Below are 24,919 nucleotides of genomic sequence, written 5' to 3' on the forward strand. Positions count from 1 at the left end.
TCACCGCGCTCGTCTTCCTGTTCCTGGCCTCTGCTTCCCTGCTTCTGGTGTGCCGTCAGGGCAGCAGGCGTTCCCTGAGCAGCTTTCTGGCCCGGGATGCCCGGGACTTGACCGTTCCGGCCGGGATGCTCAGGCGCTCGGCGGTCTCCCGGACCGTCAGTCCTTCCAGCGCCGTGGCCCGGACCACGGCCCTGAGATCGGCGGGCAGGAACTCCACCGCGGCCAGCGCGCCGTCGCCCAGCTCCGCCAGGAGCTCCTCTTCCGCGGACACGGCGTGCCGTCGCGGAAGACCCGCCAGGCGGCTCAGGAGGCGCCCCCGGCGCTCCTGCGCCCGCTGCGCGTCGATCAGCCGACGCCGGCCCACTCGCCATAACCACCCGCTCACGTTGTCGACTTGATCGGCGCGTCCGCCCCCGCGGCGTTCACGGCGCCGCCAGACCTCCACGAAGACGTCCTGGACGACCTCGTCCACGAGGACGTGGTCGGCGCACCGCTGCCGCAGCCGCCCCCTGAGCCAGGGCGCGAACCTGCGGAACAGCTCCTCGAACGCGTCCCGATCCCCCTCGGCCACGGCATCCAGGAGCTCGGCATCGCTGTGCGCACCCCTTCGTTCGGCCATCACACCCCCTGGTCGAATCGACGGCCCCACCCGGTTCACACCCGGACTGTGATCTAGCCCACAGGCAACTCACAGCAGGCGGACGGCGATTTCGGAAGTCGCAATTCCATATCGCCTACAACCAGGTAACTTACGGTAACTCGTGGCTGATGCAGCAATCTGACGGTACATGGACGCCGTGGGGCGAAAAATTCCCGTTCACAACCGGCACTTGATCCGGTGGCACCGATCACGAAGAATCGCAGCGTCCCATCGAACTGTTCGAAGGGGATTTCCTGGAAGGGGTGGTCTTACCTTGAATATTTCACAGACTTTAAAGAGAGCCTCCGCCCTCGGTGTGGCGACGCTCGCGCTCTCGAGCGTCGCGGCGGCGTCTCCCGCCTCGGCGGCGGAGATCGGCATCAAAGCCGCGCCGCCCACCTGCGTCAAGGGCTGGGTCACGTCCGGGATCGTGACCCAGACCGCGTACGCCAAGAACAACTGCTCCCGGACGTACCGGGTGAAGATCCTCTGGGACTACGGCCTGGACGGCCCGTGTCAGACCATGGACCCGGGTGACCAGCAGAGCATGAAGGTCGCCATCGCCCCGCGCGTCTTCGCCGGGCTGGCCCTCTGCTGAACCGGCGTCGGACGCCGAACTGAGCGCCACCGGGTATCGACCGCATTGGAGCTGCGGTCGATACCCGGTGTGCTCGCCATTCTACCGGATTCCTTGATTCCGGGAAATGCCGCCCCTGTTCGGGTGGTCACCCTGCCTGAAAAAGGGCCGGTGAACGGAGTACGGGCCGACGCACGCCCGAATTCGGAAATCACCTCGCCGCCCGTGTCCGCAGCGCTCGACGGCCCCCTGCGGAACTCGATCGCGCCCACAGAACCGAAGGGCGCGCGGAGCGGCTCGCAGAAACGGGATTCCGGCAGGCAGAAAGAGTCAAGCCAGTGAGCAAGGAGTAGTTTTGTCGCGCACCTATCTCACCGCCGCCGCAGTCGCACTGCTCATCGGCGCGGCCGCGACGCCCGCGGCGACCGCCCAGTCCGTCGGCGAGTCCGCCCGGACCCTCGTCGCCACCGCGCCCCGCACCATAGACGCGGACCATCCGTTGACCCCCATCGGCACGGTCGTGCCGCGGAACCTGCTCTCCGCACCGCCCACTGCGTCCGCACCGCCCGTGGAGACGGAGCACGGCGACGCCATGGCCCTGCGCACCGGCGCCACCTACACGGTCGACGCCGACAAGCCCGCCGCCGGTCCGCAGCAGCGCGGCGTGACGGCCGCCGTCGTCTCGCCGGCCCAGTGCGCCGGGCTGCTTCCCTCCGGGGGCACCCGAATCATCAACCACTTCGAGCTCTGCCATGTCTCGACCGGCGGTTACGACGTCCTCAAGGGCACCCGCGTCGTCGGCCACGTGACCTGGCGCCAGATCACCGTCGGGAACATCTACGCCAACGACCGGGGCGCGTTCTTCACGACCTCGCTGGACAACATCAAGCGCACCGGTGAGACCACCGACGGACTGCTCCGCATCGACTGGGGTGCGTCCGGCTACAGCGGCCCGGACGGCTCCAACAAGGCCTGTGACGTGCACGCGAACCCGTCCAACCCGACCCTGCTGTCCGCCTGGCAGGCCGGAAAGACCGCCACCCACGACATCTCCAGCCAGCGCGCCGACGGCTACGGCCGCGACTACGTCTCCCGCTGCAGCATCGCCTCCTACCTGCGCAACACCGGCGGGACCATGGAAACGATCTCCTCGGGCATGCGCATGGACTCGGCCAGCTACCTGGACCAGTTCAACGGCGCCATCTTCGACCGGGTCGTGCCGGTGATGAGTTACAGCCGCTCCTCCACCAGCCACAAGGCCGTCGCCGACCACATCTACGACGCCCAGACCAACCCGGCCTCGACCTGGCCCACGAAGGCCGGCAAGTCGATCCCCGGATCGCTCGCCAGTGGCAAGCCCCTGAGCCGTCTCTACGAGCAGTGGGACGCCGCGGCGGCCACCCAGCGCCAGAAGAACGAGACCGCGAAGAACAACGCCTGCGCCCCCATCCGGCCCACTCCCTCGGACGACCTGGACTGCGACGAGTACCCCTTCGGTTCGACCTGGGAAGGAGCCGGGGTCGGCGACGGCAACTTCTCGGTGAGGTACGTCGACCGCGGCCAGAACCGCTCGGCCGGCGGCTCGCTGGCCGCCTGGTACGCCTCGGACCGCATCCTGCACCGCGACAAGTTCTACGTGTCCATCACTCCCTGACGGCGGCCGTCCCCTCCTGTCCCCGACAGGCTCCCGCTCCGGCCCGAGGGCTCGGACCCTACGGGCCGGGGTGGGCCCACAGCCGTACGTCGTAGCGCTCGTACCGGAAAGCGTCGCCGGGTTCGATCCGGCGCCAGACACGCGCGGCGACGGTCCCCGGACCCGGCACGGGCAGGGCGGCGCCGGGTCCGTCCGGCGACCAGCAGCGCAACGACCCGTCCTGCGCCCGGACGGTGCAGGACCCCAGCGCGATCCCCCGCCCCGCGGGAGGTTCCGCGTCCCACCAGGACACGGTCACCGCGATGCGCGTCTCCTGCACCATGGTCGGAACCGCGATCACGCCGTCCGCCGCGCGCAGCTCGTCCCCCTCCGGAACCGGTGGCCGGGCGGGCAGTCCCGGGGAGCGGACCGACAGCCAGAACTCCCCGTGCGAGACCCTGAACGCGTCCTCGACGACCAGTTCGGGTTCGGCGTCGGCGAACAGGGCGGTCCCGGCGGGCAGTTGGCCCGGCACGCGCCACAACTGCACCAGGTAGGGGTCTTCCTCGACCGGCTGATAGGTCGCGGGCTCACCGCCCGACAGTTGCATGCCGTTCGACGTGAGGCACCAGTACACCCCGGGACCGTCGAGCGGCAGCACATCGCCCACCCGCTCGCCTCCCGCGTACAGGGTCACCGCGCCCGAGGGGCAGTGGAACGGATCCCCGTACGGGCGCACACCTTCTCGGGGCGGCCCCGACCAGGCCTCCACACCGGCCCGCACCGACGGCGTGCCGGGCCACAGGACCGCGCGGTAGCACGTCGTCGCTCCGGTGGCGACGGCGCCGGACTCGTCCCCGCCCACCGGAACGGCCGACTCATCGACGATCCAGAACCCACCCGACTGGCCGGGCAGGGTGTGCTCCATGGCGCCGATCACCGATGAACTCATGTGCCGGAGGCTATACCTCCCAGGGCCAACTCGAGCCTCATTACGGGCCGTTAGGAGACGGTGGCCGGATCGGCGGCACCCGTGCGGAAGGTCCGCCGGTAGGCGGTGGGAGTGACCCCGAGCGCCGCCTGCAGGTGCTGCCGCATCGACTGGGCGGTGCCGAAACCGGCGTCGTGCGCCACCTGGTCCATCGACAGGTCGGTGGACTCCAGCAGATGACGGGCCCGTTCCACGCGCTGCTGGGTGAGCCACTGGCCCGGGCTCATGCCGACCTCCTCGCGGAAGCGGCGCGTGAAGCTCCGTACGGACATGGCCTCCTGTTCCGCCATGTCGCGGAGCCGGATCGGTTCGTGGAGGCGGCCGAGCGCCCAGGCGCGGGCGGCGGTCGTGGTCGACATCTGCTGCTCGGGAACCGGGCGCTTGATGTACTGCGCCTGGCCGCCGTCGCGGTGCGGCGGGACGACCGTGCGGCGGGCCACCTCGTTGGCGACGGCGCTGCCGTGGTCGCGGCGCACCATGTGGAGGCACAGGTCGATCCCGGCCGCGACCCCCGCCGAGGTCAGGAGGTCGCCGTCGTCGATGAACAGCACGTCCGGATCGACCTTGATCCGTGGGAAGAGCCGCTGGAAGTGCTCGGCATCGGCCCAGTGCGTGGTGGCGGGGCGCCCGTCGAGAAGCCCGGCGGCGGCGAGGACGTAGACACCGGTGCAGATGGACGCGAGCCGGGTGCCCGGCCGGATGTGGGCGAGCGCGGCGGCCAGTTCGTCGGTCAGCACGCCCTCGTCGAAGACCGGACCCAGTTCGTACGACGCCGGGACGATCACGGTGTCGGCGGTGGCCAGGGCCTCCGGGCCGTTCTCGACGTGGATCGCGAAGTCCGCGTTCGTCTCGACCGGGCCCGGTGGCCGGACGGAGCAGGTGACGACGTCGTACAGACGCCGGCGCTCGGCGTCCCTGGACAGCCCGAAGATGCGGTGCGGGATCCCCAGTTCGAAGGGGAGCAGCCCGTCGAGGGCGAGGACGACGACGCGGTGCGGACGGAACGCCGAGTCACGGGTCATGGCCCGATCCTAGCGAATGCTGTCCTTCGGGCCACTCGATCGGAAGAAGTGCCTGCCCGACGCTCTATGACGTGACGCAGACAACCGCCACCGCACCCACTGTCGAGGAACCGCGACCGACCAGGACGACCCGCATCCACCGTGCGTGGTTCGTCGCCGCCGTCACCTTCGTGACGATCATCGGCGCCGCCGCCTTCCGTTCACTGCCAGGTCTGCTGATCGACCCGCTGCACCAGGAGTTCCACTGGTCGCGCGGCACGATCGGCGTGGCGGTGTCCATCAACCTCGCGCTGTACGGCCTGACCGCGCCGTTCGCCGCCGCCCTGATGGACCGCTTCGGCATCCGCAGGGTGGTCGCCGTGGCGCTCGTGGTGATCGCACTCGGCTCGGGCGCGACCGTGTGGATGACGGCGCCGTGGCAACTCCTGCTCTGCTGGGGTCTGCTGGTGGGCATGGGCTCGGGCTCCATGGCACTGGCCTTCGCGGCGACGGTCACGAACCGCTGGTTCACCGCGCGGCGCGGCCTGGTGAGCGGCATCCTCACCGCGGCCTCGGCCTCCGGGCAGCTGATCTTCCTGCCGGTGCTGTCCTGGATGGTGGAGCACCACGGCTGGCGCCCGGCCGCCGTGACGGTGGCCCTCGCCGCCCTCGCGGTCGTCCCCTTCGTCTGGCTGCTCCTGCGGGACCACCCGGCGGAGGTGGGCCTGAGGCCGTACGGCGCCGCGGAGTTCGTCCCGAAGCCGCCGCCCGCGCGGGGCGCCGCCCGCCGCGCCGTCACCGTGCTGTTCTCGGCGGTGCGCACGGGACCCTTCTGGCTGCTGGCCGGCACCTTCGCCATCTGCGGCGCCTCCACCAACGGCCTGATCCAGACGCACTTCGTCCCGGCGGCCCACGACCACGGCATGCCGATCACGGCGGCTGCCTCGCTGCTCGCGGTCATCGGCGTCTTCGACGTGATGGGCACGATCGCCTCGGGCTGGTTCACGGACCGCTACGAGCCGCGCCGCCTGCTCGCCGTCTACTACGCCCTGCGCGGCCTGTCGCTGCTGTTCCTGCCCATGCTGCTGGCCCCGTCCGTGCATCCGCCGATGATCTTCTTCATCGTGTTCTACGGCCTGGACTGGGTCGCCACGGTCCCGCCCACCCTGGCCCTGTGCCGGGAGCAGTACGGCGAGGACAGCGCCATCGTCTTCGGCTGGGTCCTCGCCTCCCACCAGGTCGGCGCGGCCCTGGTCGCGTTCCTCGGCGGCGTGGCACGGGACGCGTTCGGCTCGTACGACGTGGTCTGGTACGCGTCGGGGGCGCTGTGCGCGGCGGCGGCCCTGATGGCCCTGGTGATCCGCCGCCGCCCGGCGGGAACCCCGGCCCCGGCCCCGGCGCCGGCCTGACCCGGCCGGTTCGGGGTCGACTCGGCTGGTTCGGGCCTGACCTGGCGGGTTCGGGGTCGACTCGGCTGGTTCGGGCCTGACCCGGCCGGTTCGTGTCTGCCTCCGCCGACCGATCGGGCCGATCGGCTACAGGAACCGCCCTTTGTGGAACAGCAGCGGAGTGTCGTCCCCGTCGCCGGTGCCCAGGGCCTCCACCCGCCCCACCACGATGAGATGGTCGCCACCGGTGTGCACGGCGTGGATCGCGCAGTCGATCCACGCCGTGGCGCCCACGAGGCGCGGGGCGCCGGAGAAGGGCGCCGGTTCGTGCCGGACCCCGGCGAACTTGTTTCCGCCGCTCACCGCGAAGCCGCGGCACAGCCCGGCCTGGTGGGCGGCGAGCACGTTCACACAGAAGACGCCCGCGCGGGCGATCCGCGGCCATGTGCCGGAGGCCCGGCCGACCATGAACACGACCAGCGGCGGTTCCAGTGAGAGGGACGAGAACGACTGACAGGCGAACCCGGCGGGGCTCGGCTCACCGTCCGCCGCGGGCGCGGTGACCACGGTGACCCCGGTGGCGAAGTTCCCGAGAACACGCCGGAATGCGGCCGGGTCGACGGGCGCCCGCTCGTCCTCGCGCACCGCCCGCAACTCGGGCCGCGGCAACGCTTCGACGGGCCCCTCGACCGCGCTCGCCCCAGCCGAGCCCTCGACCGTGCTCGCCCCTATGGACCTGAGGTAACGGACGGCGGTGGCCGCCATCCCTGCGTGTCCCATCACGTCGCCCATTGAAACTGACGGAACGTCAGAAGTGAAGGCCCAACGGCGCCCGGCGGCGCTCAACGGCCGCGGTAGCGGGGCTTACGCCGCTCCACGAAGCTCGCCACGCCCTCACGGGCGTCCGCCGTCGTCATGTTGATCTCCTGGGCCGTGGCCTCGGCCGTGAAGGCGGTGGCGCGGTCGGCGTCCAGGGACGCGTTGACCAGGTGCTTGGTGAGGGCCAGGGCCCGGGTGGGTCCGGCGGCCAGACGTTCGGCCCACGCGCGGGCGGTCTTCTCCAGGGCGTCCGCCGGTACGACGCGGTTGACCAGGCCCAGGCGTTCGGCGTCCGTGGCGGGCAGGGCGTCGCCGAAGAACATCAGCTCCTTGGCGCGCTGCGGGCCGACCAGCCGGGGCAGCAGATAGGCGCCGCCGCCGTCCGGTACCAGGCCGCGGCGCACGAACACCTCGATGAACGTGGCCGGCTCCGCGGCGACGACCAGGTCGCAGGCGAGGGCGAGGTGTGCGCCGAGGCCCGCCGCGGTGCCGTTCACGGCGGCGATCACGGGCTTCTCGCAGTCGAGGACGGCGGCGATCAGCCGCTGGGCGCCCCCGCGGACGGTCCGTGCGACGTCCCCGGCGATCCGCTCCCCGCCCGCCGCCCCACCGCGCAGGTCCGCGCCCGCGCAGAAGCCGCGTCCCGCACCCGTGAGGACCACCGCTCGCACATCCGGGTCGGCGGAGGCGTCCAGAAGTTTCCGGATGAGGAGTTCGCGCAGGTCAGGGGTGATGGCGTTGAGGAAGTCGGGGCGGTTGAGGGTGAGCCACGAGACGCGGTTGTCAGTGGTGTGCAGTACCAATGACTCGACGGGATCTTCGGGGGAGGACATCGTGTTGTTCCGTTTCGTGAGTCGGCTCATCCGGCCGGTCCCGCTGGTCCGGCCGGTCCGGCCGAACCGGTTTGTCCGGCGGATCGGGCCGATCAGGCCGATCCGGTTTGTCCGGCAGATCGGGCCGATCCAGCCGGTCCGGTTTGTCCGGCAGGTCGGGCTGATCCGGCCGATCGGCCTGAACAGGGCCTCAGCGGCACACCGCCAGCGCGTCCAGTGCCACGGCTCCCTGCCCCCTGGGCAGCACCATCAGCGGATTGATGTCCAGCTCCGCGAGCTGATCCCCGAGTTCGAGCGCCATGCGCTGGACGCGGAGCACCACTTCGACGAGCGCGTCGAGGTCGGCCGGGGGGCGCCCGCGCACCCCGTCGAGCAGGGCCCGCCCGCGCAGTTCGCACAGCATGGCCCGCGCCTGCTCCTCACCGAAGGGCGGCACGCGCACGGCCGCGTCCCGCAGCACCTCGACCAGCACACCGCCGAGCCCCACGGTGACCGTCGGCCCGAAGAGCCGGTCGTGCGAGACGCCGACGACCATCTCGACACCCCGCTCGACCATCTGGCACACGAGGACACCGTCGAGCTTGATCCCCTCGTAGCGCGCGATGTCGGTCAGCTCGCGGTAGGCGTCGCGGACCTGGCTGGCGGAGGTCAGCCCGATCTTCACCAGCCCCAGCTCGGTCTTGTGGGCGATCTGGGCGCCGGACGCCTTCATCACCACCGGGTAGCCCACGAGCCCGGCCGCGCGTACGGCCGCCGCCGCGCTGGTCACCAGTTGTTCGCGCGGTACGCGGATGCCGTACGCCCGCAGCAGTTGCTTCGCCGCGTGCTCGCTGAGCTGCTGCCCGGGCTGCATCAGCGCCTGCGCCTTGCGGAAGGAGGGCGAGGGGGTGCGGGGTGCCTCGTCGAAGGGGGAGCGGTAGCCGCGCACGAAGCGATGGTGGTCCAGGTGGGCGCGGACGGCCGAGACGCAGTTCGCGACCGTGCGGAAGGTGACCACCCGCGAGGAGCCGAGCAGCGTCTCGCGGTACGCGGCCTCGGTGCCGACCGGCGACCCCCACACCACGCACACCAGCTTGTCCGTGTGCTCCGCCGCCTCCACCAGATCCCGCACCAGCCTGTCGCTGAGCGGAGGGAAGGGCCCGGTGATCGGGCAGATGAGCACGCCCACCTCCGGGTCGTCGAGGATCGCGTCGATGATCTTCCGGCCGCGCTGGTCGCCCACCGGGTGACCGCCGTTGTCGACCGGGTTGGCGACGCTCAGGTACTCGGGGATCCACTGGTGCAGCTCCGCCTGTTTGGCCTCGGACAGGACCGGCAGACGCAGCCCCGCCCCGGCCGCCAGGTCCGCGACGTGCGCGCCCGTGCCGCCCGAGATCGAATAGACGACGACACCGTCGGCGCGCGGGGCGCGGGCCCGGGCCAACAGGGTGGCGGTGTCCTGGAGTTCGTCGAGCCCGTCGACGCGGATCACCCCGTACTGCCGCATCGCCGCGTCGATCACGTCGTCCGCGCCGGTCAGCTTGCCGGTGTGTGAGGCGGCGGTGCGGGCACCGGCCTCGGTGCGGCCCACCTTGACCGCGACGACGGGCACGCCGCGCCGGGCGGCCCGGTCGGCGGCGAGCAGGAAGGCGCGGCCGTCCTTCAGCCCCTCGATATAGCAGGCGATGGCGCCGACCTCGGGCCGCTCGGCGAAGTAGGAGAGGAAGTCGGCGGTCTCCAGGTCGGCCTCGTTGCCGGTGGGAGCCCAGTGGGAGAGCCGTACGCCGAGTTCCTGCAGGGCGAAGACGGGCCGCCCCTGGTGCCCGGACTGGGTGATGAGCGCGATGGCCGGCCCGTCGAGGTCGTCCCTGAACCGCTCGAAGGCGTTGAGGTTCGTGTTGGGCCCGAGCAGCCGCACCCCGGCCCGCTGGGCGGCGGCGGCGAGCACCGTCTGGGCGGCGGCCCCCTCCGCACCGGTCTCGGCGAACCCGGAGGCGAAGGCGACCGCGAACCTCACCTTGGCCGCCCCCAGTTCCTCGATCACGGGGAGCGGGTCGGAGACGAGGAGCACGGCGAGGTCGACCTGTTCGGGCAGGTCCGCGACGGAAGGAGAGCAGGACAGTCCGAAGACGGTCCGGCGGGTGGGGTGCACGGGGTACAGCCGGGCGCCGACCCGCTCGGCCCAGGCGAGCAACTGGCGGGTGATGCCGGTGTTGGGACGCCCCTCGGCGTCGGACGCCCCGACGACGGCGACGGACCCGGGCCGGAAGAACCGGTCCAGGTCGGGCACGTCGGCATGCAGTGGCCGCCCGCTGACATCGAGGTCACCGGTGTCGGCGGCCCGGCCCCGCACCATGGGCGAGGTCCGTTCCCCGCAGGCGACGACATGGGCCCGGCGGGAGTCGGTGGTCAGGGTGCCATGGGTTGATCCAAGCATCGCTCCGCCCGCTCCTGTGTGACGGCCATCAACTGACGCTCTGTCAGATTACTGAAGCGATGTGAAGTCAGGAAGAGAGGAGACGCAGGGAACGACGGGTGGACGTGCGGATGGTCACGGAAGCTCGGGTGGTCGCGGGGCCGCGGTTGGTCGCGGAAGTCCGGGTGGGCGCGGGGCCGCGGGTGGGCGCGGGTCGTTATCGCCACGACCGAGTGCGTCCGCGGCACCGCCGTCCCCTCGGCGGCCCGGCCGAACCAATTCCAGGACGGCCTCAGCGTGCGGCGCGTGCCCGCTCCACATGGCGGGCGGCGGCCTTCGCGATCTTCTGTGCGTCGATGGCCAGTTCGCGGAGCATGCCGCTGATCGGATTGGTGAAGCCGGTGAAGTACAGGCCGGGGGCGCTCCCCGGGGTGCGGGCGCCGTGGACGACCGGCCTGCCCCGGGCGTCGAGCACGCCGAGGTGGCCGACGAGGCCTTCCAGGGCGCGGACGTACCCGGTCGCGGCGATCACGGCCTCCGGCTCGATCCGGCTGCCGTCGGCCAGGGCGACCTTGCCGCCCTCGAAGCCCTCGACGGCCGCCACCACCTCGACCCGCCGCTTGCGCACGGCGTCGATGAGGCCGACGTCCTGCACGGGGATCGAGCCGTCCTTGACCCTGCTGTACAGCCCGGTGTCGGGCCGGGGCAGCCCGTACGCCGACAGGTCGGGCACGCTCAGCTTCGCCACCGGCCCCGCCAGCCGGTCGACGAGCCCCACCGGCAGCCGCCGTACGAGCACGCCCGTGTACTGGGTGGCCCACCCGGCGGTCGAGCGCCGCAGGATGTGGGGCGCCGTCCGTACCGAGAGCCGCACCCGCGAGGCGCCGCCCTCCACCAGGTCGACGGCGATCTCGGCGCCGGTGTTGCCGACGCCGACGACGAGGACGTCACGGCCTGCGTACGGCTGGGCGTTGCGGTACTCGCCGGCGTGCAGCAGTTCGCCGGTGAAGGCGTCGCGGCCGGGCCAGTCGGGCACGCGCGGGGTGTGGTTGTAGCCGGTGGCGACGACGACCGCGCTGCCGGTGAGCTCACGGCCGCCGGTGGCGTGCAGCAGCCAGCCGGTGCCGTCGGGGGCGGGATCGATGCGGGAGACCTCGACGCCGGTGACGATCTCGAGTTCGTGGTGCTCGGCGTACTTCTCCAGGTAGCGCACCACGTCGTCGCGCGACACCCACCGCCCGAAGGACCGCGGCATCGGCAGCCCGGGCAGGGCGGACAGGCGCCGTGTGGTGTGCAGGTGCAGCCGGTCGTAGTGGCGCCGCCAGGACGCCCCGACCCGGTCGGACTTCTCCAGTACGACGGCGCGTACGCCCTGGGCCCGCAACGCGTACGCGGCGGCGAGCCCGCCGGGGCCGCCGCCGACGACGTACACCGGTCTGTCCTCCTGGGCGGGAACCGCGGTGCGCGACGAAGCAGCAGTCGAGTCGGCCATGAGCGGGAGCGTAATCACACGATCCGTTGATGGGTCTCGGTCAAGACCGGAATCGGTTGCGAATCGATCACGACTGTATGGGGAGTGGGTGGGATCGGTGATGCGGGCGGCCCGCTTGTGAGGGCTCTTGCGCGACTTCGGCGCGTGCGCTGAACTGACGTACCGTCAGAAAATCCGGGGCGGGGTCTCGGTCGGCGGGAAGCGAGGCTTGCATGCACACCATCTGGCTCACCGGCGCCGAGTGGCTCGCCGTGCTGCGGATCGGGCTCGGGGTGTGGTGGCTGGAGAGCTGGCGGCACAAGGACAAGAAGGCGTGGTTCGAGCGGGGGTCCGGGATCGCCTGGGCCGCGGACATCGCCGCCAGGCACCGGTGGGCGGCGGTGCGCAGCGGCTTCGACGCGGTGGTCGCGCCCCGGCCGAAGACGATGGCCTACGTCGTGGCCTACGCGGAACTCGCCCTCGGGCTCGGGCTGATCGCCGGCTTCCTCACGCCGGTCGCCCTGGCCGGCGGGCTGCTGCTCAACGTCCTCTACTTCGTCCTCATGATCCACGACTGGGCCGAGCAGGGGCAGAACTCGATGATGGCGCTGATCTCGCTGGTGGGGCTGTTCGGCATGGCGTGGCAGACGTGGTCGGTGGACGGCGCCCTGGGGCTGTTCCGGTGAGCGGGACGGAGGGCGGCCTGCCGCGGTTCGACCTCCCCGAGACCGACGCCTTCACCCGCCCCTTCTGGGACGCGGCGGCACAGGGCAGGCTGCTGGTCCGCCGCTGCGGCGCCTGCGGACGCGCGCACCACTACCCGCGCGAGTTCTGCCCGTTCTGCTGGAGCGACGAGGTGACCTGGGAGCCGGCGAGCGGCCGGGCCACGCTCTACACCTGGTCCGTCGTCCACCGCACCGACCTGCCGCCCTTCGACGAGCGCACCCCCTACGTCGCCGCCGTGGTCGACCTCGCGGAAGGGCCGCGGATGATGACCGAGGTCGTGGACTGCGACCGGGGCGGCGCGTTGCGGGTGGGGATGGAGCTGGAGGCGGCGTTCCGGGAGGGCGTCCCCGTGTTCCGGCCCCGAGAGCGGTGAGCCCGGGCGCGCGACTTGGTTGAATGACCCGATGACCGACATACGCGAGCGATCCCTCCAGCCCTTCCCCGAAGTGCACGGTCACGGCCTGCGGTTGAGCGCATGGGACCCCGAGGCGGACGACCAGGTGGACGCCTGGCTCCGGGGGCAGACCGACCCCGAGTTCCAGCGGTGGAACACCCCGCTCAGGTTCGTACGGGACCGGGAGAGCGCCGAGGAGTCCCTGCGGGCCAAGGTCGAACGCGCCGAGGAGGGGCTCGACGTGCCGTTCCGGATCGTGGACGCGGCGAGCGGTACGACGCTGGGGAACATCAGTGTCAACGACATCAACCACGTGATCCGGGTCGCCCGCGTCGGCTACTGGATCCTGCCCGAGGCCCGCGGCCACCGGGTCGCCACCCGCGCCCTCGCGCTCGCCGCCCGCTGGGCCCTCACCGACCTGGGGCTGCACCGGCTGGAGCTGGGCCATGCCCTGGGGCACGAGATCTCCTGCCGGGTCGGCGAGCGCTGCGGCTTCCGGTACGAGGGGACGCTGCGGGGCGCGATGTTCGAGGCGGGCCGGCAGGACGCCTTCCGGGACGTGCACCTGCACGCGCGGATCGCGACGGATCCGGAGCCGACGGCGCTCTGACGGTGTCCTGAACCGCGTGCGCGGTACGGCGGTTCACGAGATCGTGGCGTATGGCCTCAGACACGTACGACTGGCAGTTCACCGATGACCTCGAGGAGTTCCTCGACCAGGCGGGGGCGTTCCTGTGGTCCGACCCCGCGCTGCACACCGTCCAACTGACGGTCACCGACCGGCTCCGGGCGGAAGGGCCGGCCGTCTACGGCGACGAGGCGCCGTACTACGGCCGGTTCGTGGACGGCGACGGCACCGTACGGGCCACCGTGCTGCGGACACCCCCGTACGCGCTCAACGTCACCGCCCTCACCGCCGAGGCCGCCGACGCGCTCGCGGCACGGCTGGCCGAGGACGGGCGAGCGGTGCCGTCCGTCATGGGACCGGCGGAGGCGGTCACCGCGTTCGCCGCCGCCTGGGAGCGCCGCACCGGGGCCCCGGCCCACCTCCGGATGCGCCAACGGCTCTACCGCCTCGGCACCCTCACCCCGCCCGAGCCCGCACCGCCCGGCCGCGCCCGCGTCGCCGTGGCGGACGACCACGAGCTGGTCGCGCGGTGGTACGCCGGGTTCTGTGCGGACGTCGGGGAGGCCGTGCAGGATCCGGACCGCTGGGCCGAGGGAAGACTCGCCCAGGGCGCCGTCACGCTCTGGGAACTCCCCGACGGCACGCCCGTCGCCATGGCGAGCACCACCCCCGAGATCGCCGGGCAGGTCCGCGTCGCCACCGTCTACACCCCCGCCCCCCTGCGCGGCCGGGGCTACGCCGGGGCCGCCACGTCCGCGGTCAGCGGGGCCGCGCTCGACGCGGGCGCCAAGGAGGTGCTGCTGTTCACCGACCTCGCCAACCCCACCAGCAACGGCCTCTACCAGCGCCTCGGCTACCGGCCGGTGACGGATTTCGCCGTGCACGAGTTCGGGGACGCGTGAGGTCCGCTCACGGCCACAGCAGTTCCGTCGTCCAGCCGCCCTCCGTGCGGCGGTAGCGGAGCCGTACGTGCCGGCGCCGTTCGTCCCCCTGGAAGAACTCCACCTCCTCGGGCCGGAGGCGGTACAGCGTCCAGGACGGCACCGGGGCGTCCGGTTCCTGCCGCGCCTGCTCCCAGGCCCGTTCCGACGCCCGCGCCAGCTCCTCCACGGAAGCCAGCACGTCACTCTGGCGGCCGGTGAGCGCCGCCGCCAGCGCGCCGGTCGAGCGGGCGTGCAGATCCGCCTGCCCCTCCCGCGAGGGTGCGGCGGTGACCGGGCCGCGCAGCCGGATCTGACGGCCCTGCACGGGCCAGTAGAAGCCGAGGGCGGCGTACGGCCGGGCCGCGAGCTGCCGGCCCTTGCGGCTGCCCGCGTGCGTCGCGAACGACCAGCCGTCCGGGTCCGCGCCGTGCAGCATCACGATGCGGACGTCCGGGGTTCCGTCCGCGTCCGCCGTCGCCAGCGACATCGTGTGCGGCTCGGGCTGCCCTGCCGCCACCGCCTGCGCGAACCACTCGGTGAACAGCCCCAGCGGTTCCGCGGGCGCCGCCGCCGGGTCGAACGCGGGCAGCTCGGTGGTGGCCGGGTCCCACACCCGCAGGGTCCTGAGCAGCTCATGAAGATCGGTCGACATGCCCCCGAGTATCGCCCGGCCGACGGCTCCGTCAGCCCCGCCCCAGCACCACCGTCCCCGACGAGCAGAACCAGCCGCCCGTCCCCGATGCCACCGCCAGCTCCGGCAGCCGCCCGCCCCTCCTGCGGACCTGCCGTGCCCCGGCCTCGCCCCGAAGCTGCCGCACCGCCTCCACCAGCAGGAACAGCCCCCGCATTCCCGGGTGCTGGGCGGACAGCCCGCCCCCGTCCGTGTTCACCGGCAGGTCCCCGCCCTCGACCAGCAGCCGCCCCTTCTCCACGAAGGCCCCGCCCTCGCCCTTCCGGCAGAAACCCAGGTCCTCCAGCGTCACCAGGGTCATGTAGGTGAAGGCGTCGTAGATCTCCGCGAAGTCGATCTCCTCCGGGGGCACCCCCGCCCGTTCGAAGGCCAGGCGGCCGCTCACCGCCGCCGGGGACACCGTGAAGTCGGGCCACTCGGACATCGTCGTGTGCGAGACGTGCTCCCCGGCGCCCAGCACCCACACCGGCCGTGTCCGGCAGTCCCGCACCAGCTCCTCGGCGGCCAGCAGGACCGCCGCCCCGCCGTCGGAGCGTATGCAGCAGTGCAGCTTGGTGAAGGGGTCCGCGATCATCGGTCCCGCCAGGACGTCCCCGACCGTGATCGGGTCCCGGAACACGGCCTCCGGATTGGCCCCCGCGTTCGCCCGGGCCTGCACCGCCACCTCGGCCAACTGCTCGATCGTGGTGCCGTACTCGTGCATGTGGCGGCGGGCCGCCATCGCGTACTTGGCGATCAGCGTGTGGCCGTACGGCACCTCGAACTGCAGGGGGCCGCGGGCGCCGAAGGACAGGGTGCCCGTACGGCGGCCCGCCCTCACGTCCGCGCGGGCCGTGGAACCGTAGACCAGCAGCACCGCCCGGGCGTGGCCCGCGGCGATCGCGTCCGCCGCGTGCGCCGCCATGACCTCCCAGGTGGAGCCGCCCACGGAGGTGGAATCGACCCAGGTGGGCCGCAGGCCCAGGTACTCGGCGACCTCCACGGGCGCCAGCGTGCCGAGCCCGGCGGAGGCGAACCCGTCGATCACCGCGCGGTCCAGGCCCGCGTCGGCGAGGGCGCGGCGGGCGGCCTGGGCGTGGAGGGCGTACGGGGTCGCGTCGTCGGCGCGCCCGCAGTCGGACAGCGCCACGCCGACGACCGCGGCGCGCCGGCCGGCCGTGAGAGTCATGAATCTGACGGTACATCAGATCTGCCCGGTGCGGAGCCTGTGCGCGTGAAGACCGCTCGCCTAACATGACGGTCCATCAGATGAGGAAGGGACGGCCGCGCATGGACACCCGCTTCACCACCGAACAGGACGCGATCCGCCGTACGGTGCGCGAGGCGCTGTCGGGACGGTGCGCTCCCGAGGACGTGCGCGCCGCCGCCCGGACCCCCGCCGGGTACGACCCCGCCCTGTGGACCACCCTCGGCGGACAGCTCGGTCTGGCCGGGCTGGCGCTCCCGGAGGCGTACGGCGGCGCGGGCTGCGGCACCACCGAACTCGCCCTCGCCTGCGAGGAGATGGGCCGCACCCTCGCCCCCTCCCCGCTGCTCGCCACCGCCGTCCTCGCCGCACCCCTGCTGCTCGCCCTGGGCACCGACGCCCAGCGCGCCGGACTGCTGCCCCGGATCGCCGCCGGGGAGCTGACCGCCGCGCTCGCCGTCCCGGCCACCGCCCTCGCCACCGCCCTGGCCCTCGTCGGGGACAACCGGGGCGACTGGGCGGGCGGCGGACGCGCCGGCGGCGTCCAGGCGCGGCGGGCGGCCGGCACCTGGCGGCTGTACGGGGAGGCGGCGCAGGTCCTCGACGGGCACAGCGCCGGGCTGCTGGTCGTGGCCGCGCACGCAGGCGGGTACGCGCGGTCGCGGACGCTGCTGTTCCTGGTCCGGGACGGTGCCGTCCGTACGCGGCAGACCGCCCTCGACGCCACGCGGCCCTGCGCCCGGATCCGACTCCGCGACGTGGAGGCCGAGTTGCTCGGCGAGGACGGTGCCGATGTGGCGGGGGCGCTCGCCTCGGTCGGGGACCGTGCCGCCGCCGTGCTCGCCTGCGAGGCCGTGGGCGCCGCCGACCGGGCGCTGGAGCGGACCGTCGAGTACGTCCGGCAGCGGGAGCAGTTCGGCCGGCCCATCGGGTCCTTCCAGGCCGTGCAGCACCGGCTGGCCGACGTGTACGTGCGGGTGCGCGCGGCGCGCTCGGCGGCGTACTACGCGGCGTGGGCGGGCGCGCGGGAACCGGCGGGTGCGGCGCGATGGGGGTGCCCCCGGGCGTCGAGCACGGGGGGAGGCTCCTTGGAGGGGCGGCGGCGGGAGACGGGCGGGCCCGTCGGGGGGCTCGCGCTCGCCGAGGCCCTTCGGGCGCTGCGGACCGCCGCGGCCGAGGGCATCCAGTTGCACGGCGGCATCGGTTTCACCTGGGAGCACGCGGCGCATCTGTACTTCAAACGGGCCACCGGCGACGAGCTGCTGTTCGGGCCCGTGCACCGGCTGCGGGCGCACGCGGCGGACGCGGCGGGGCTCTTCGGGCAGAGGGAGGTGGCCGTGTGACGGCCCTGGGCGTACGGATCGTGCAGAAGGTGTCCTCCACACGGGCCTTCGCGAAGGTCGCGCCGCACGTGGTGCCGGCCCTGGACCGGGCGGTGCACCGGCTGACCCGCGGAAAGGTGCTGCTCAGCGCGCAGATGCTGCCGGGCGTGATCCTCACGTCCACCGGTGCGAGGAGCGGCCTTCCGCGCCGTACGCCGCTCGCGTGCATGCCGGAGGAGGGCGGGAGCTGGCTGCTGATCGGCTCCAACTTCGGGCGGCCCGGCCATCCGGCCTGGACCCACAACCTCCTCGTCCACCCCGACGCGGAGATCAGCTTCAGGGGCGAGGACATCCCGGTCACCGCCCGTCTGCTCCAGGGGCCGGAGCGGGAGGCCGCCTGGAAGGCGGCGCTGGCCTTCTGGCCGCCGTACGCCACGTATCAGCAGCGGGTGGAGCGGGAGATCCGGCTGTTCCGGGTCGTACCGCGGTGACCGCACCCCCCGGTGCGGGGATCGCGGCGCGGCGTGCCGGACGGCGCGGCAGGCGGCGGCCCACTCGGGTGAACCACCGCCCGCATGACAGGACTTGGCGCCGACGCGGCGTGTGCCGCCCCCGGGGGGCTACTTCGTCGGCTTCCTGCCGGTGACGCCCAGGTACACCAAGAGCGCCAGGTTCGGCTTCAGTTCGGCCTGCTTCACGCCCCAGGAGGAGAAGCCCTTCTGGTGGGAGGACACGGCCGCGAGCATCGCCACGAGCGCGCCCGCCAGGGCCGCCGGGCTCACGTCCTTGTCGACCCGCCCCTTGGACTGGAGCTCGGCGATCGCGTCCGCCAGGGAGTTGTTCACGGAGTTGAGGATCTTCATGCGGATCTTGTAGAAGCGCTTGTCGCCCTCGGCCGCACCGAGATCCACGACCCGCAGGATGGCGTCGTGTTTGCGCCAGAACTCGAGAAACCCGTCCACGAGTTCCTGCGCGGTCTGCCAGCCGGCCTTCCCGGCCCAGGAGCGGCCTTCGAGCAGCCGGGTCAACCCGGCGCCGTCCGCGGCCATTTGCTCCGCGATCTCGAGGACGGCGCCCTCGACGTCGGGGAAGTACTGGTAGAAGGTCGCCGGTGACGTCCCCGCCTTCCGGGCGACATCAATGACTTTGACGTCGCGGTAGGGCGAGGAGCTGAGCATCTCGCTGAGGCAGTCGAGCAGCTTCTGCCGCGTCGCCTGCCCGCGTCGACCGGCCACGCGGCCGTCGACGGTACGCACTTGTCCTGTCATGCCGTCAGCTTACCGAGGGGTGATCGAAGCGCGATTCGGCCGACTGCAAATGGGGAGTACAGGGGGCCTGCACCCGCTTCCGGGGCGGTGGGAAAGGAGTACGCCCGCGAGCGCTCCACGGGTCGTGCACGTTAGCTTGGCAGCATGGCCGAAAATCCGCCATCGTCTTCGCGCGGCAGCCTCTTCCCCGAGGGCGTCCCGTGCTGGATCGACGCGCAGGTGCCCGACGTCGAGGCGGGCAAGCGGTTCTACGGTGAGCTCTTCGGGTGGACCTTCGAGGAGGCGCCCGGCTCCGCCGCGTGGGCGCACCTCGGCGGCGAACCGGTGGCCGCGCTGACCCGCAAGGTGAACGGGCGGATGCCCACCGTGTGGACGGTCTACTTCGCCACCCCCGACGCCACCGCGCTCACCCGGCGGATCCAGGCGGCCGGCGGCCAGGTGGTCGCCCTGCCCGCCCCCGTGGACGACCGCGGCACCGTGGCGCTGGCCGCCGACCCCGAGGGCGCCGTGTTCGGGCTCTGGCAGGCCGGGTCGCACGCGGGCTTCGGCAGGCGGCACGAGCCCGGCTCCTTCACCTGGGCCGAGCTGTACACGCGGGACACCGCCGCCGCGAACACCTTCTACACGGGTCTCTTCCACGACGCCCTGTTCGGCCCCGGAGCCGTCCCCGACTTCGGGCGGGCCCCGCTCGAGGACGTCTTCCCCGCCGAGATGCCCCCGCACTTCCTCGTCCACTTCGGCGTCCGGGACGGCGCTGCGGCACTGGGCGCGGTGGCCCGGCTGGGCGGGCGCGTACAGGTACCGGCGTTCGACACCTCGTACGGACGGGTGGCGGTGGTCAGCGACAACCAGGGGGCGAGTTTCGCGCTTCTCCAGCGCTGACGGCTCCCACGCGGCCCCCGTTCCACCATGCGGGCGCCCGCTTCCCGTTCCTCGGTACGCCATGCTTTTGTCCTGAGACACCCCGTTCCGCCCTCGGGTTAGCTTCCGCACGCCCGGACAGGAAGAATCGGGGTGCGTGCCGCCATGGCGGTGCGGTGGTGAGACGCTGCACGGGGTCGCGTGCACAAGCGGATGACGCGACCCGTACGGGGAGGTGGCAGGCAAGTGGTGGATCAGCTTACGCAGCACGATCCGCGGCGGATCGGGCCGTTCGAGGTACTGGGACGGCTGGGTGCCGGCGGCATGGGGCTGGTCTATCTCGCGCGCTCGGCGTCCGGCCGGCGCGTGGCGATCAAGACGGTGCGCACGGAACTCGCCGAGGACCAGCTCTTCCGGGTGCGCTTCACCCGTGAGGTGGAGGCCGCCCGCGCGGTCTCCGGCTTCTACACCGCCGCCGTGGTCGATGCCGACCCGCGCGCGGCCGTGCCCTGGCTCGCCACCGCCTATGTGCCCGCGCCCTCCCTCGAGGAGATAGTGACCGAGTGCGGGCCGCTGCCGGCCCAGGCGGTGCGCTGGCTCGCGGCGGGCGTGGCCGAGGCGCTGCAGTCCATCCACGGGGCGGGCCTGGTCCACCGGGACCTGAAGCCGTCGAACGTCCTCGTCGTCGAGGACGGCCCCCGGGTGATCGACTTCGGTATCGCCTCCGGCGTGTCGAACACCCGCCTGACCATGACCAATGTGGCCGTCGGCACGCCCGCCTACATGTCCCCCGAACAGGCCAAGGACTCGCGCAGCGTCACCGGCGCCAGCGATGTGTTCTCGCTGGGCTCGATGCTCGTCTTCGCGGCCACCGGGCACCCGCCCTTCCACGGCGCCAACCCCGTCGAGACCGTCTTCATGCTGCTGCGCGAGGGCCCGGACCTGTCCGGCCTGCCGGACGAGCTGCGCCCGCTCATCGAGTCCTGCATGCAGATGGACCCCACCGCCCGCCCCAACCCCGCCGACCTGCAGGCGCAACTCGCCCCGCACCTGTTCGGCTCCGGCTCCGACGACAGCGGCACGGCGTCGGCGTGGCTGCCCGAGAAGGCGGTCACCCTGATCGAGGCCCGCCGGGGCGGACGCCCGGCGACCAAGCCCTCCTCCGGCGGCCGCAGCGGCGGCGGGGCACGCCCCGCGGTGCCGCCCCCGCCCTCCCACGACCCGGTGCCCCCTCCGCCGTCCCACGACCCGGTGCCGATGCCGGTCGGCGCGCCCGACGGCGGGCCGGTGCGGCTCGCGGGCGCCTCCGTGCCGATCGGACCCGGGCCGCGGGTCGCCGACGCCCGGGCCGCCGCGCTGAAGGTGCCGGGACCGGAGGCCGCGCTCGCCGCGTCCTGGTCCCGGCCGGCCGCCGGGGCGGGCGGCGCCGCCGGAGCGGCGCCCGCGGTCCCCGCCCCGCCCGCGCCCCCGGAGCCCGCCTCCGGCTGGCGTCCGTGGCGCTTCCGCATGTCGAACGACGTGTGGGGCACCCCCGCGGTCGCCGACGACCTGGTCTACGTCACCTCCTACGAGGTGCACGCCCTGGACGTGGCCACCGGCCGCCGCCGCTTCAAGACCCGGGACGTCGCCTGGTCGATGGCGGTCGCGGACGGCCGTGTCCACGCCTCCGACGGGCCCACCCTGTTCGCCCTGGACGCCCGCGAGGGCACCGATCTGTGGCGGCTGCAGATGGACGGCTGGGTGTACTCCCTCAAGGCCGACCGCGGCACCGTCGTCACCGCCACCCGAGGCGGCGGCGTCCAGGCGTGGGAGGCGTCCGGCGGCCGGAAGCTGTGGGAGACCACCGGCGCGCAGACCGAGTTCGAGACCCCGGAGGCGGGTCCCGCGCTCCACGACGGCACGGTGTTCGTGTGGCAGGACGCCCGGCTGCGCGCCCTGGACGCGCACACCGGCGAGGAGCGCTGGTCGTACCCCATCGGTGACGCGGCCTCCTGCGGCGGGGTCCCCGTACGCCTCACCCACGCGACCGACGGCCATGTGTACGTCTGCGCGGGTGCCCGGGTCCTGGCCCTGGAGGTGGCGAGCGGCAGGCTGCGCTGGCACTTCGAGGCGCCGGCGGTCTTCCTGAGCCCGCCCGCCTTCGCACCGGGCCCGGCGGTGACGGGCGGCGGCATCTACCTCGCGGACTACCTCGGGACCGTGTACGCGCTCGACGCGGCGGACGGCCGCGACCGCTGGCGCATCGCCACCGAGTCCCGCGCGGCCCTCGACCCGGTGCTGGTGGCCGCCGGGCACGTCCACGTGGGCAGCGGCAAGGGCCTCTACACCCTGGACGCGGTCACCGGAACCCCGAAGTGGCGCTTCCAGGCGGGCGGCGACATCGTGGGCTCCCCGGCGGTCGCCGAGGGGCGCATCCACTTCGGAGCCACGGACCACCTGCTGTACACGCTGAAGGCCGACGACGGCCGTCTGCGCTGGAAGCTGGCCACCGGCGGCGAGATCACCGGCGCCCCGGTGGTGAAGGACGGCGTGGTGTACGCGTGCAGCAAGGACCGCTGCGTGTACGCCCTGGACGCGGAGAAGGGCACCGGAACGGCGCGCACGTCCTGAGGTGCGCGGGCGGAGACGGCCGTCGTACCGCGCCGGACGGAAGGGGTCGGGACGGCGGCCGTCCAGTCCTGACGCTACGCCCTGTGCCCGTGACGTGCCATACGGTGGCGGCGGGCCCGGCAGCCCCGACGGGACCGCCCCCGCACGCCCTCCCCGGCGGAACGGCGGCTCACCGTACCCGGAACTCCCCTGAGCGCCGACCCGCGAACAGCTCCGTCTGCCGTTCCACCGGCAGGTTCCCGAGCGCGATCAGCGCCGGTGCCTGCGCGAAGGCCTGCGCCCGGGCCGCCTCCTTCGCCGCCCACAGCGCCCGTACCGTGCCCTGCACGCCCTGCGGCGGGTAGGAGGCGACGACGGCGGCACAGCGCACCGCGGCCTCCAACGCGCCGCCGGGCGCCGTGAGTTCGGACACCAGTCCGATCTCGTACGCGCGCCGGGCGGAGACCCGCTCGGCGGTGCCCATCAGCGCCATCCGCGCGGCCTCGCCGTACGGCATCCGGTGCGCCATGTACACCGCCTCGTACGCGCTGACCATCCCGTAGGCGGTGTGCGGGTCGAAGAACGACGCCGTCTCGTCCGCGACGACGAACTCGCTCTCGCCCAGCAGGTAGAACGCCCCGCCGCAGGCCATGCCCCGCACCGCGGCGATCACCGGCTTCCACAGGTCGTTCGCCTTCGGCCCGATCCGCAGCAGCGGATCGTCCAGCATGTACGGCGAGTTCGGCTGCGGCACGTCCGCGTCCCGGTCGAGCCCGGTGCTGAAGGCCCGCTCCCCGGCGCCGGTGAGGACGACGGCCCGCACGGAGTCGTCGTACCGCAACGCCCGCCAGCAGGCGGCCAACCGGCCGGCCATGGCCAGGTCGATGGCGTTGAGCCTCCCGGGCCGGTCCAGGGTGACGACCGCGACCCCGGTGTCCTCGTCCGCGCTGATCCGCACCCCTTCGCTCACGGCCGCTCCAGGACCCACCGGGGCATCCCGTCCCCGTCGAAGACGGCCTGCACCCTGGCGCCGATCCGGATCCGCTCGGGCGGCACGGAGTTCAGGGGCGCGCCGGGCCCGGCGACGAGGTTGCCGACGAGCCGGATGCGCGGCACCTCGGCGAGCTCCACCACGATCACGTTGTACCCGGCCCGCGCCGCGTACGCCTCGAGCAGCGGCGGATGCGGAACGACGTACGACCAGATCCGTCCCCTCCCGCTCGTCCGCCGCCACTCGCTCGCGAAGGACCGGCAGTGCGGGCAGCAGGGCCGCGGCGGGAAGCGGGGCTCCCCGCAGTCGGCGCAGGTCTGCACGCGCAGTTCGCCCCGCGCGGCGTACTCCCAGAAGGGGGCGCCGTCGTCGTCGGGGACGGGGGAGAGGAGGGCGGGAAGAGTCTCGGGGGACATGGCAGGGCCCTTCAGTTCCTGAGCAGGAGGGCGGAGGTCGGGACCCCCTCGCCCGCGGTGACGAGGCAGGTGGCGGCGCCCGGGACCTGGGCGGTGCTGGTCCCGCGCAACTGCTTCACCCCCTCGTTGATCAGGTTGAACCCGTGGACGTACGCCTCGGAGAGGCCGCCGCCCCCGGTGTTGACGGGCAGCCGCCCGCCGGTCTCCAGCGCGCCGCCCTCGGTGAACGCCCCGCCCTCTCCCCGGCCGCAGAAGCCGTAGCCCTCCAGGGAGAGCAGGACCAGGGGCGTGAACGCGTCGTAGATCTGGGCCACGTCGACGTCGTCGGGGGTGAAGTCGGCGTGTTTCCACAGGTGCCGGGCGGCGGTCCAGGCGGGGCCGGTGAGCGGGTCGTCGTTCCAGTAGTTGACCATGCCGTGGTGCTGGGCGGGCAGCCCCTGGGCCGCGGCGTGGACGTACACGGGCCGCTGCCGGCAGTCGCGGGCGCGCTCGCCGGAGACGACGACGCACGCCAGCGCCCCGTCCGTCTCCAGGCAGTTGTCGAACAGGCAGAGGGGTTCGCTGACCCACCGGGAAGTCATGTACATCTCCCTGGTCAGGGGCCGCTCGTACATGATCGCGGCGGGGTTCTGGTTGGCTCTGTTCCGGCAGGCGAGGGCGACGTTGAACAGGTGGTCCCTGGTCGCGCCGTACTCGTGCATGTACCGGCGCGCGAGCATCCCGATCTCGTCGACGGGCCGAACGAGCCCGAAGGGCCGGGTCCACTGGGCGGGAGTGGGAAGCTGCACGGCCGTGTTCTTCCACGGCCGGGGCCCGCTGCCGCGCTTGCGGGACCGCCAGGCGACGCCGACGGTGGCCTGCCCGGTGGCGACGGCGGCGGCGAGATGGGCGACGGTGGCGCAGGAGCCGCCGCCCCCGTACCCGACCTTGCCGAAGAACGTCAGGTCGCCGAGCCCGAGGGCCTTGGCGACCTCGACCTCGTCGGTCTCCTCCATGGTGTAGGAGGCGAGCGCGTCCACCTCGCCCGGCGCGATCCCGGCGTCGTCCAGGGCGGCGAGGACGGCACGGCAGGCCAGGGCCTTCTCGGACTCCGGGAGCCGCTTGGCGAAGGCGGTCTGCCCGATGCCGACGATGGCGGTCGCGTCCTTGAGCCCTGCCATGGGTGCACCTCCGTGG

General features: G+C 73.0%; 24 protein-coding genes. 11 read left to right on the plus strand and 13 right to left on the minus strand.

The genetic code is table 11. The features are described 5' to 3' along the window. Positions 1-55 precede the first annotated feature (55 nt). Positions 56-619, minus strand: a complete 564-nt coding sequence (locus ACZ4SW_RS02495; RefSeq protein ID WP_468236875.1) for an RNA polymerase sigma factor — start codon at positions 617-619, stop codon at positions 56-58. Between the two features lie 337 nt (positions 620-956). On the opposite strand from ACZ4SW_RS02495, the gene ACZ4SW_RS02500 reads away from it, so the two are divergent. Both ACZ4SW_RS02500 and ACZ4SW_RS02505 read left to right on the plus strand, forming a co-directional pair. Further along, positions 957-1,238 (plus strand): hypothetical protein, encoded by a 282-nt coding sequence (locus ACZ4SW_RS02500; RefSeq protein ID WP_468236878.1) that lies wholly within the window; start codon positions 957-959, stop codon positions 1,236-1,238. A gap of 334 nt (positions 1,239-1,572) precedes the next feature. Then, on the plus strand, positions 1,573-2,871 hold the full coding sequence (locus tag ACZ4SW_RS02505; RefSeq protein ID WP_468236880.1) for a NucA/NucB deoxyribonuclease domain-containing protein: 1,299 nt from the start codon (positions 1,573-1,575) through the stop codon (positions 2,869-2,871). A 58-nt stretch (positions 2,872-2,929) separates the two neighbouring features. On the opposite strand, the gene ACZ4SW_RS02510 is transcribed toward ACZ4SW_RS02505, so the two are convergent. Together ACZ4SW_RS02510 and ACZ4SW_RS02515 are read right to left on the minus strand one after the other, a co-directional pair. Further along, positions 2,930-3,802 carry a hypothetical protein gene (locus ACZ4SW_RS02510; RefSeq protein WP_468236883.1) on the minus strand — a complete coding sequence of 291 codons (873 nt, stop codon included), beginning with the start codon at positions 3,800-3,802 and terminating at the stop codon, positions 2,930-2,932. Positions 3,803-3,852: 50 nt separating this feature from the next. Further along, entirely contained in the window at positions 3,853-4,863 is a 1,011-nt protein-coding gene (locus ACZ4SW_RS02515; protein WP_468236886.1) for a GlxA family transcriptional regulator, read from the minus strand. 71 nt (positions 4,864-4,934) lie between these two features. On the opposite strand from ACZ4SW_RS02515, the gene ACZ4SW_RS02520 reads away from it, so the two are divergent. Then, positions 4,935-6,251: an MFS transporter gene (locus ACZ4SW_RS02520; RefSeq protein WP_468236888.1), complete on the plus strand. Its 1,317-nt coding sequence runs from the start codon at positions 4,935-4,937 to the stop codon at positions 6,249-6,251. Positions 6,252-6,377: 126 nt separating this feature from the next. Here the strand turns inward: ACZ4SW_RS02520 and ACZ4SW_RS02525 are convergent, their stop codons facing one another. The 4 genes from ACZ4SW_RS02525 to ACZ4SW_RS02540 all read right to left on the minus strand — a co-directional run bounded on the left by ACZ4SW_RS02525 (position 6,378) and on the right by ACZ4SW_RS02540 (position 11,769). Next, complete coding sequence (locus tag ACZ4SW_RS02525) at positions 6,378-7,010, minus strand: flavin reductase family protein (protein WP_468237585.1); 633 nt, start codon at positions 7,008-7,010, stop codon at positions 6,378-6,380. 62 nt (positions 7,011-7,072) lie between these two features. After that, complete coding sequence (locus ACZ4SW_RS02530) at positions 7,073-7,882, minus strand: enoyl-CoA hydratase/isomerase family protein (RefSeq protein WP_468236892.1); 810 nt, start codon at positions 7,880-7,882, stop codon at positions 7,073-7,075. Positions 7,883-8,072: 190 nt separating this feature from the next. Then, the gene (locus ACZ4SW_RS02535) at positions 8,073-10,298 is read right to left on the minus strand and encodes an acetate--CoA ligase family protein (RefSeq protein WP_468236895.1); all 2,226 of its coding nucleotides are present in this window, start codon (positions 10,296-10,298) and stop codon (positions 8,073-8,075) included. Between the two features lie 271 nt (positions 10,299-10,569). Continuing rightward, positions 10,570-11,769 (minus strand): flavin-containing monooxygenase, encoded by a 1,200-nt coding sequence (locus ACZ4SW_RS02540; RefSeq protein WP_468236898.1) that lies wholly within the window; start codon positions 11,767-11,769, stop codon positions 10,570-10,572. A 212-nt stretch (positions 11,770-11,981) separates the two neighbouring features. Between ACZ4SW_RS02540 and ACZ4SW_RS02545 the strand changes: the two genes are divergently transcribed. The 4 genes from ACZ4SW_RS02545 to ACZ4SW_RS02560 are packed head-to-tail and all read left to right on the plus strand — an operon-like array spanning position 11,982 to position 14,398. Then, positions 11,982-12,434, plus strand: coding sequence for a DoxX family membrane protein (locus tag ACZ4SW_RS02545; RefSeq protein ID WP_468236902.1), 453 nt, complete (start codon positions 11,982-11,984; stop codon positions 12,432-12,434). Continuing rightward, positions 12,431-12,847 carry a Zn-ribbon domain-containing OB-fold protein gene (locus ACZ4SW_RS02550; RefSeq protein ID WP_468236905.1) on the plus strand — a complete coding sequence of 139 codons (417 nt, stop codon included), beginning with the start codon at positions 12,431-12,433 and terminating at the stop codon, positions 12,845-12,847. Before ACZ4SW_RS02545 ends, ACZ4SW_RS02550 begins: the two co-directional genes overlap by 4 nt. A 31-nt stretch (positions 12,848-12,878) precedes the next feature. Next, positions 12,879-13,478, plus strand: a complete 600-nt coding sequence (locus ACZ4SW_RS02555) for a GNAT family N-acetyltransferase (protein WP_468236908.1) — start codon at positions 12,879-12,881, stop codon at positions 13,476-13,478. 50 nt (positions 13,479-13,528) lie between these two features. Beyond that, positions 13,529-14,398, plus strand: a complete 870-nt coding sequence (locus ACZ4SW_RS02560) for a GNAT family N-acetyltransferase (protein ID WP_468236910.1) — start codon at positions 13,529-13,531, stop codon at positions 14,396-14,398. Positions 14,399-14,405: 7 nt separating this feature from the next. On the opposite strand, the gene ACZ4SW_RS02565 is transcribed toward ACZ4SW_RS02560, so the two are convergent. Together ACZ4SW_RS02565 and ACZ4SW_RS02570 are read right to left on the minus strand one after the other, a co-directional pair. Next, positions 14,406-15,071 carry a pyridoxine/pyridoxamine 5'-phosphate oxidase gene (locus ACZ4SW_RS02565; RefSeq protein WP_468236912.1) on the minus strand — a complete coding sequence of 222 codons (666 nt, stop codon included), beginning with the start codon at positions 15,069-15,071 and terminating at the stop codon, positions 14,406-14,408. 31 nt (positions 15,072-15,102) lie between these two features. Beyond that, the gene (locus ACZ4SW_RS02570; protein WP_468236915.1) at positions 15,103-16,278 is read right to left on the minus strand and encodes a thiolase C-terminal domain-containing protein; all 1,176 of its coding nucleotides are present in this window, start codon (positions 16,276-16,278) and stop codon (positions 15,103-15,105) included. A gap of 101 nt (positions 16,279-16,379) precedes the next feature. Between ACZ4SW_RS02570 and ACZ4SW_RS02575 the strand changes: the two genes are divergently transcribed. Both ACZ4SW_RS02575 and ACZ4SW_RS02580 read left to right on the plus strand, forming a co-directional pair. Further along, positions 16,380-17,639, plus strand: a complete 1,260-nt coding sequence (locus tag ACZ4SW_RS02575) for an acyl-CoA dehydrogenase family protein (protein ID WP_468236917.1) — start codon at positions 16,380-16,382, stop codon at positions 17,637-17,639. Beyond that, on the plus strand, positions 17,636-18,109 hold the full coding sequence (locus tag ACZ4SW_RS02580) for a nitroreductase/quinone reductase family protein (RefSeq protein ID WP_468236919.1): 474 nt from the start codon (positions 17,636-17,638) through the stop codon (positions 18,107-18,109). The genes ACZ4SW_RS02575 and ACZ4SW_RS02580 overlap by 4 nt, the downstream gene beginning before the upstream one ends. 129 nt (positions 18,110-18,238) lie before the next feature. Here ACZ4SW_RS02580 and ACZ4SW_RS02585 read toward each other — a convergent pair whose 3' ends face one another. Next, positions 18,239-18,874, minus strand: a complete 636-nt coding sequence (locus ACZ4SW_RS02585) for a TetR family transcriptional regulator (protein WP_468237587.1) — start codon at positions 18,872-18,874, stop codon at positions 18,239-18,241. 156 nt (positions 18,875-19,030) lie between these two features. On the opposite strand from ACZ4SW_RS02585, the gene kbpA reads away from it, so the two are divergent. Together kbpA and afsK are read left to right on the plus strand one after the other, a co-directional pair. Then, the gene (kbpA, locus tag ACZ4SW_RS02590) at positions 19,031-19,768 is read left to right on the plus strand and encodes an AfsK-binding protein KbpA (protein WP_468236921.1); all 738 of its coding nucleotides are present in this window, start codon (positions 19,031-19,033) and stop codon (positions 19,766-19,768) included. Between the two features lie 225 nt (positions 19,769-19,993). After that, complete coding sequence (gene afsK, locus ACZ4SW_RS02595; protein WP_468236923.1) at positions 19,994-22,357, plus strand: protein serine/threonine kinase AfsK; 2,364 nt, start codon at positions 19,994-19,996, stop codon at positions 22,355-22,357. A 169-nt stretch (positions 22,358-22,526) separates the two neighbouring features. Here afsK and ACZ4SW_RS02600 read toward each other — a convergent pair whose 3' ends face one another. The 3 genes from ACZ4SW_RS02600 to ACZ4SW_RS02610 are packed head-to-tail and all read right to left on the minus strand — an operon-like array spanning position 22,527 to position 24,903. Then, entirely contained in the window at positions 22,527-23,306 is a 780-nt protein-coding gene (locus ACZ4SW_RS02600) for an enoyl-CoA hydratase/isomerase family protein (RefSeq protein ID WP_468236925.1), read from the minus strand. Then, on the minus strand, positions 23,303-23,743 hold the full coding sequence (locus ACZ4SW_RS02605; RefSeq protein WP_468236927.1) for a Zn-ribbon domain-containing OB-fold protein: 441 nt from the start codon (positions 23,741-23,743) through the stop codon (positions 23,303-23,305). Before ACZ4SW_RS02605 ends, ACZ4SW_RS02600 begins: the two co-directional genes overlap by 4 nt. Before the next feature lie 11 nt (positions 23,744-23,754). Continuing rightward, positions 23,755-24,903, minus strand: coding sequence for a lipid-transfer protein (locus ACZ4SW_RS02610; protein ID WP_468236930.1), 1,149 nt, complete (start codon positions 24,901-24,903; stop codon positions 23,755-23,757). Positions 24,904-24,919: the final 16 nt, after the last annotated feature.

The sequence above is a fragment of the Streptomyces sp. NPDC028331 genome (assembly GCF_055565775.1).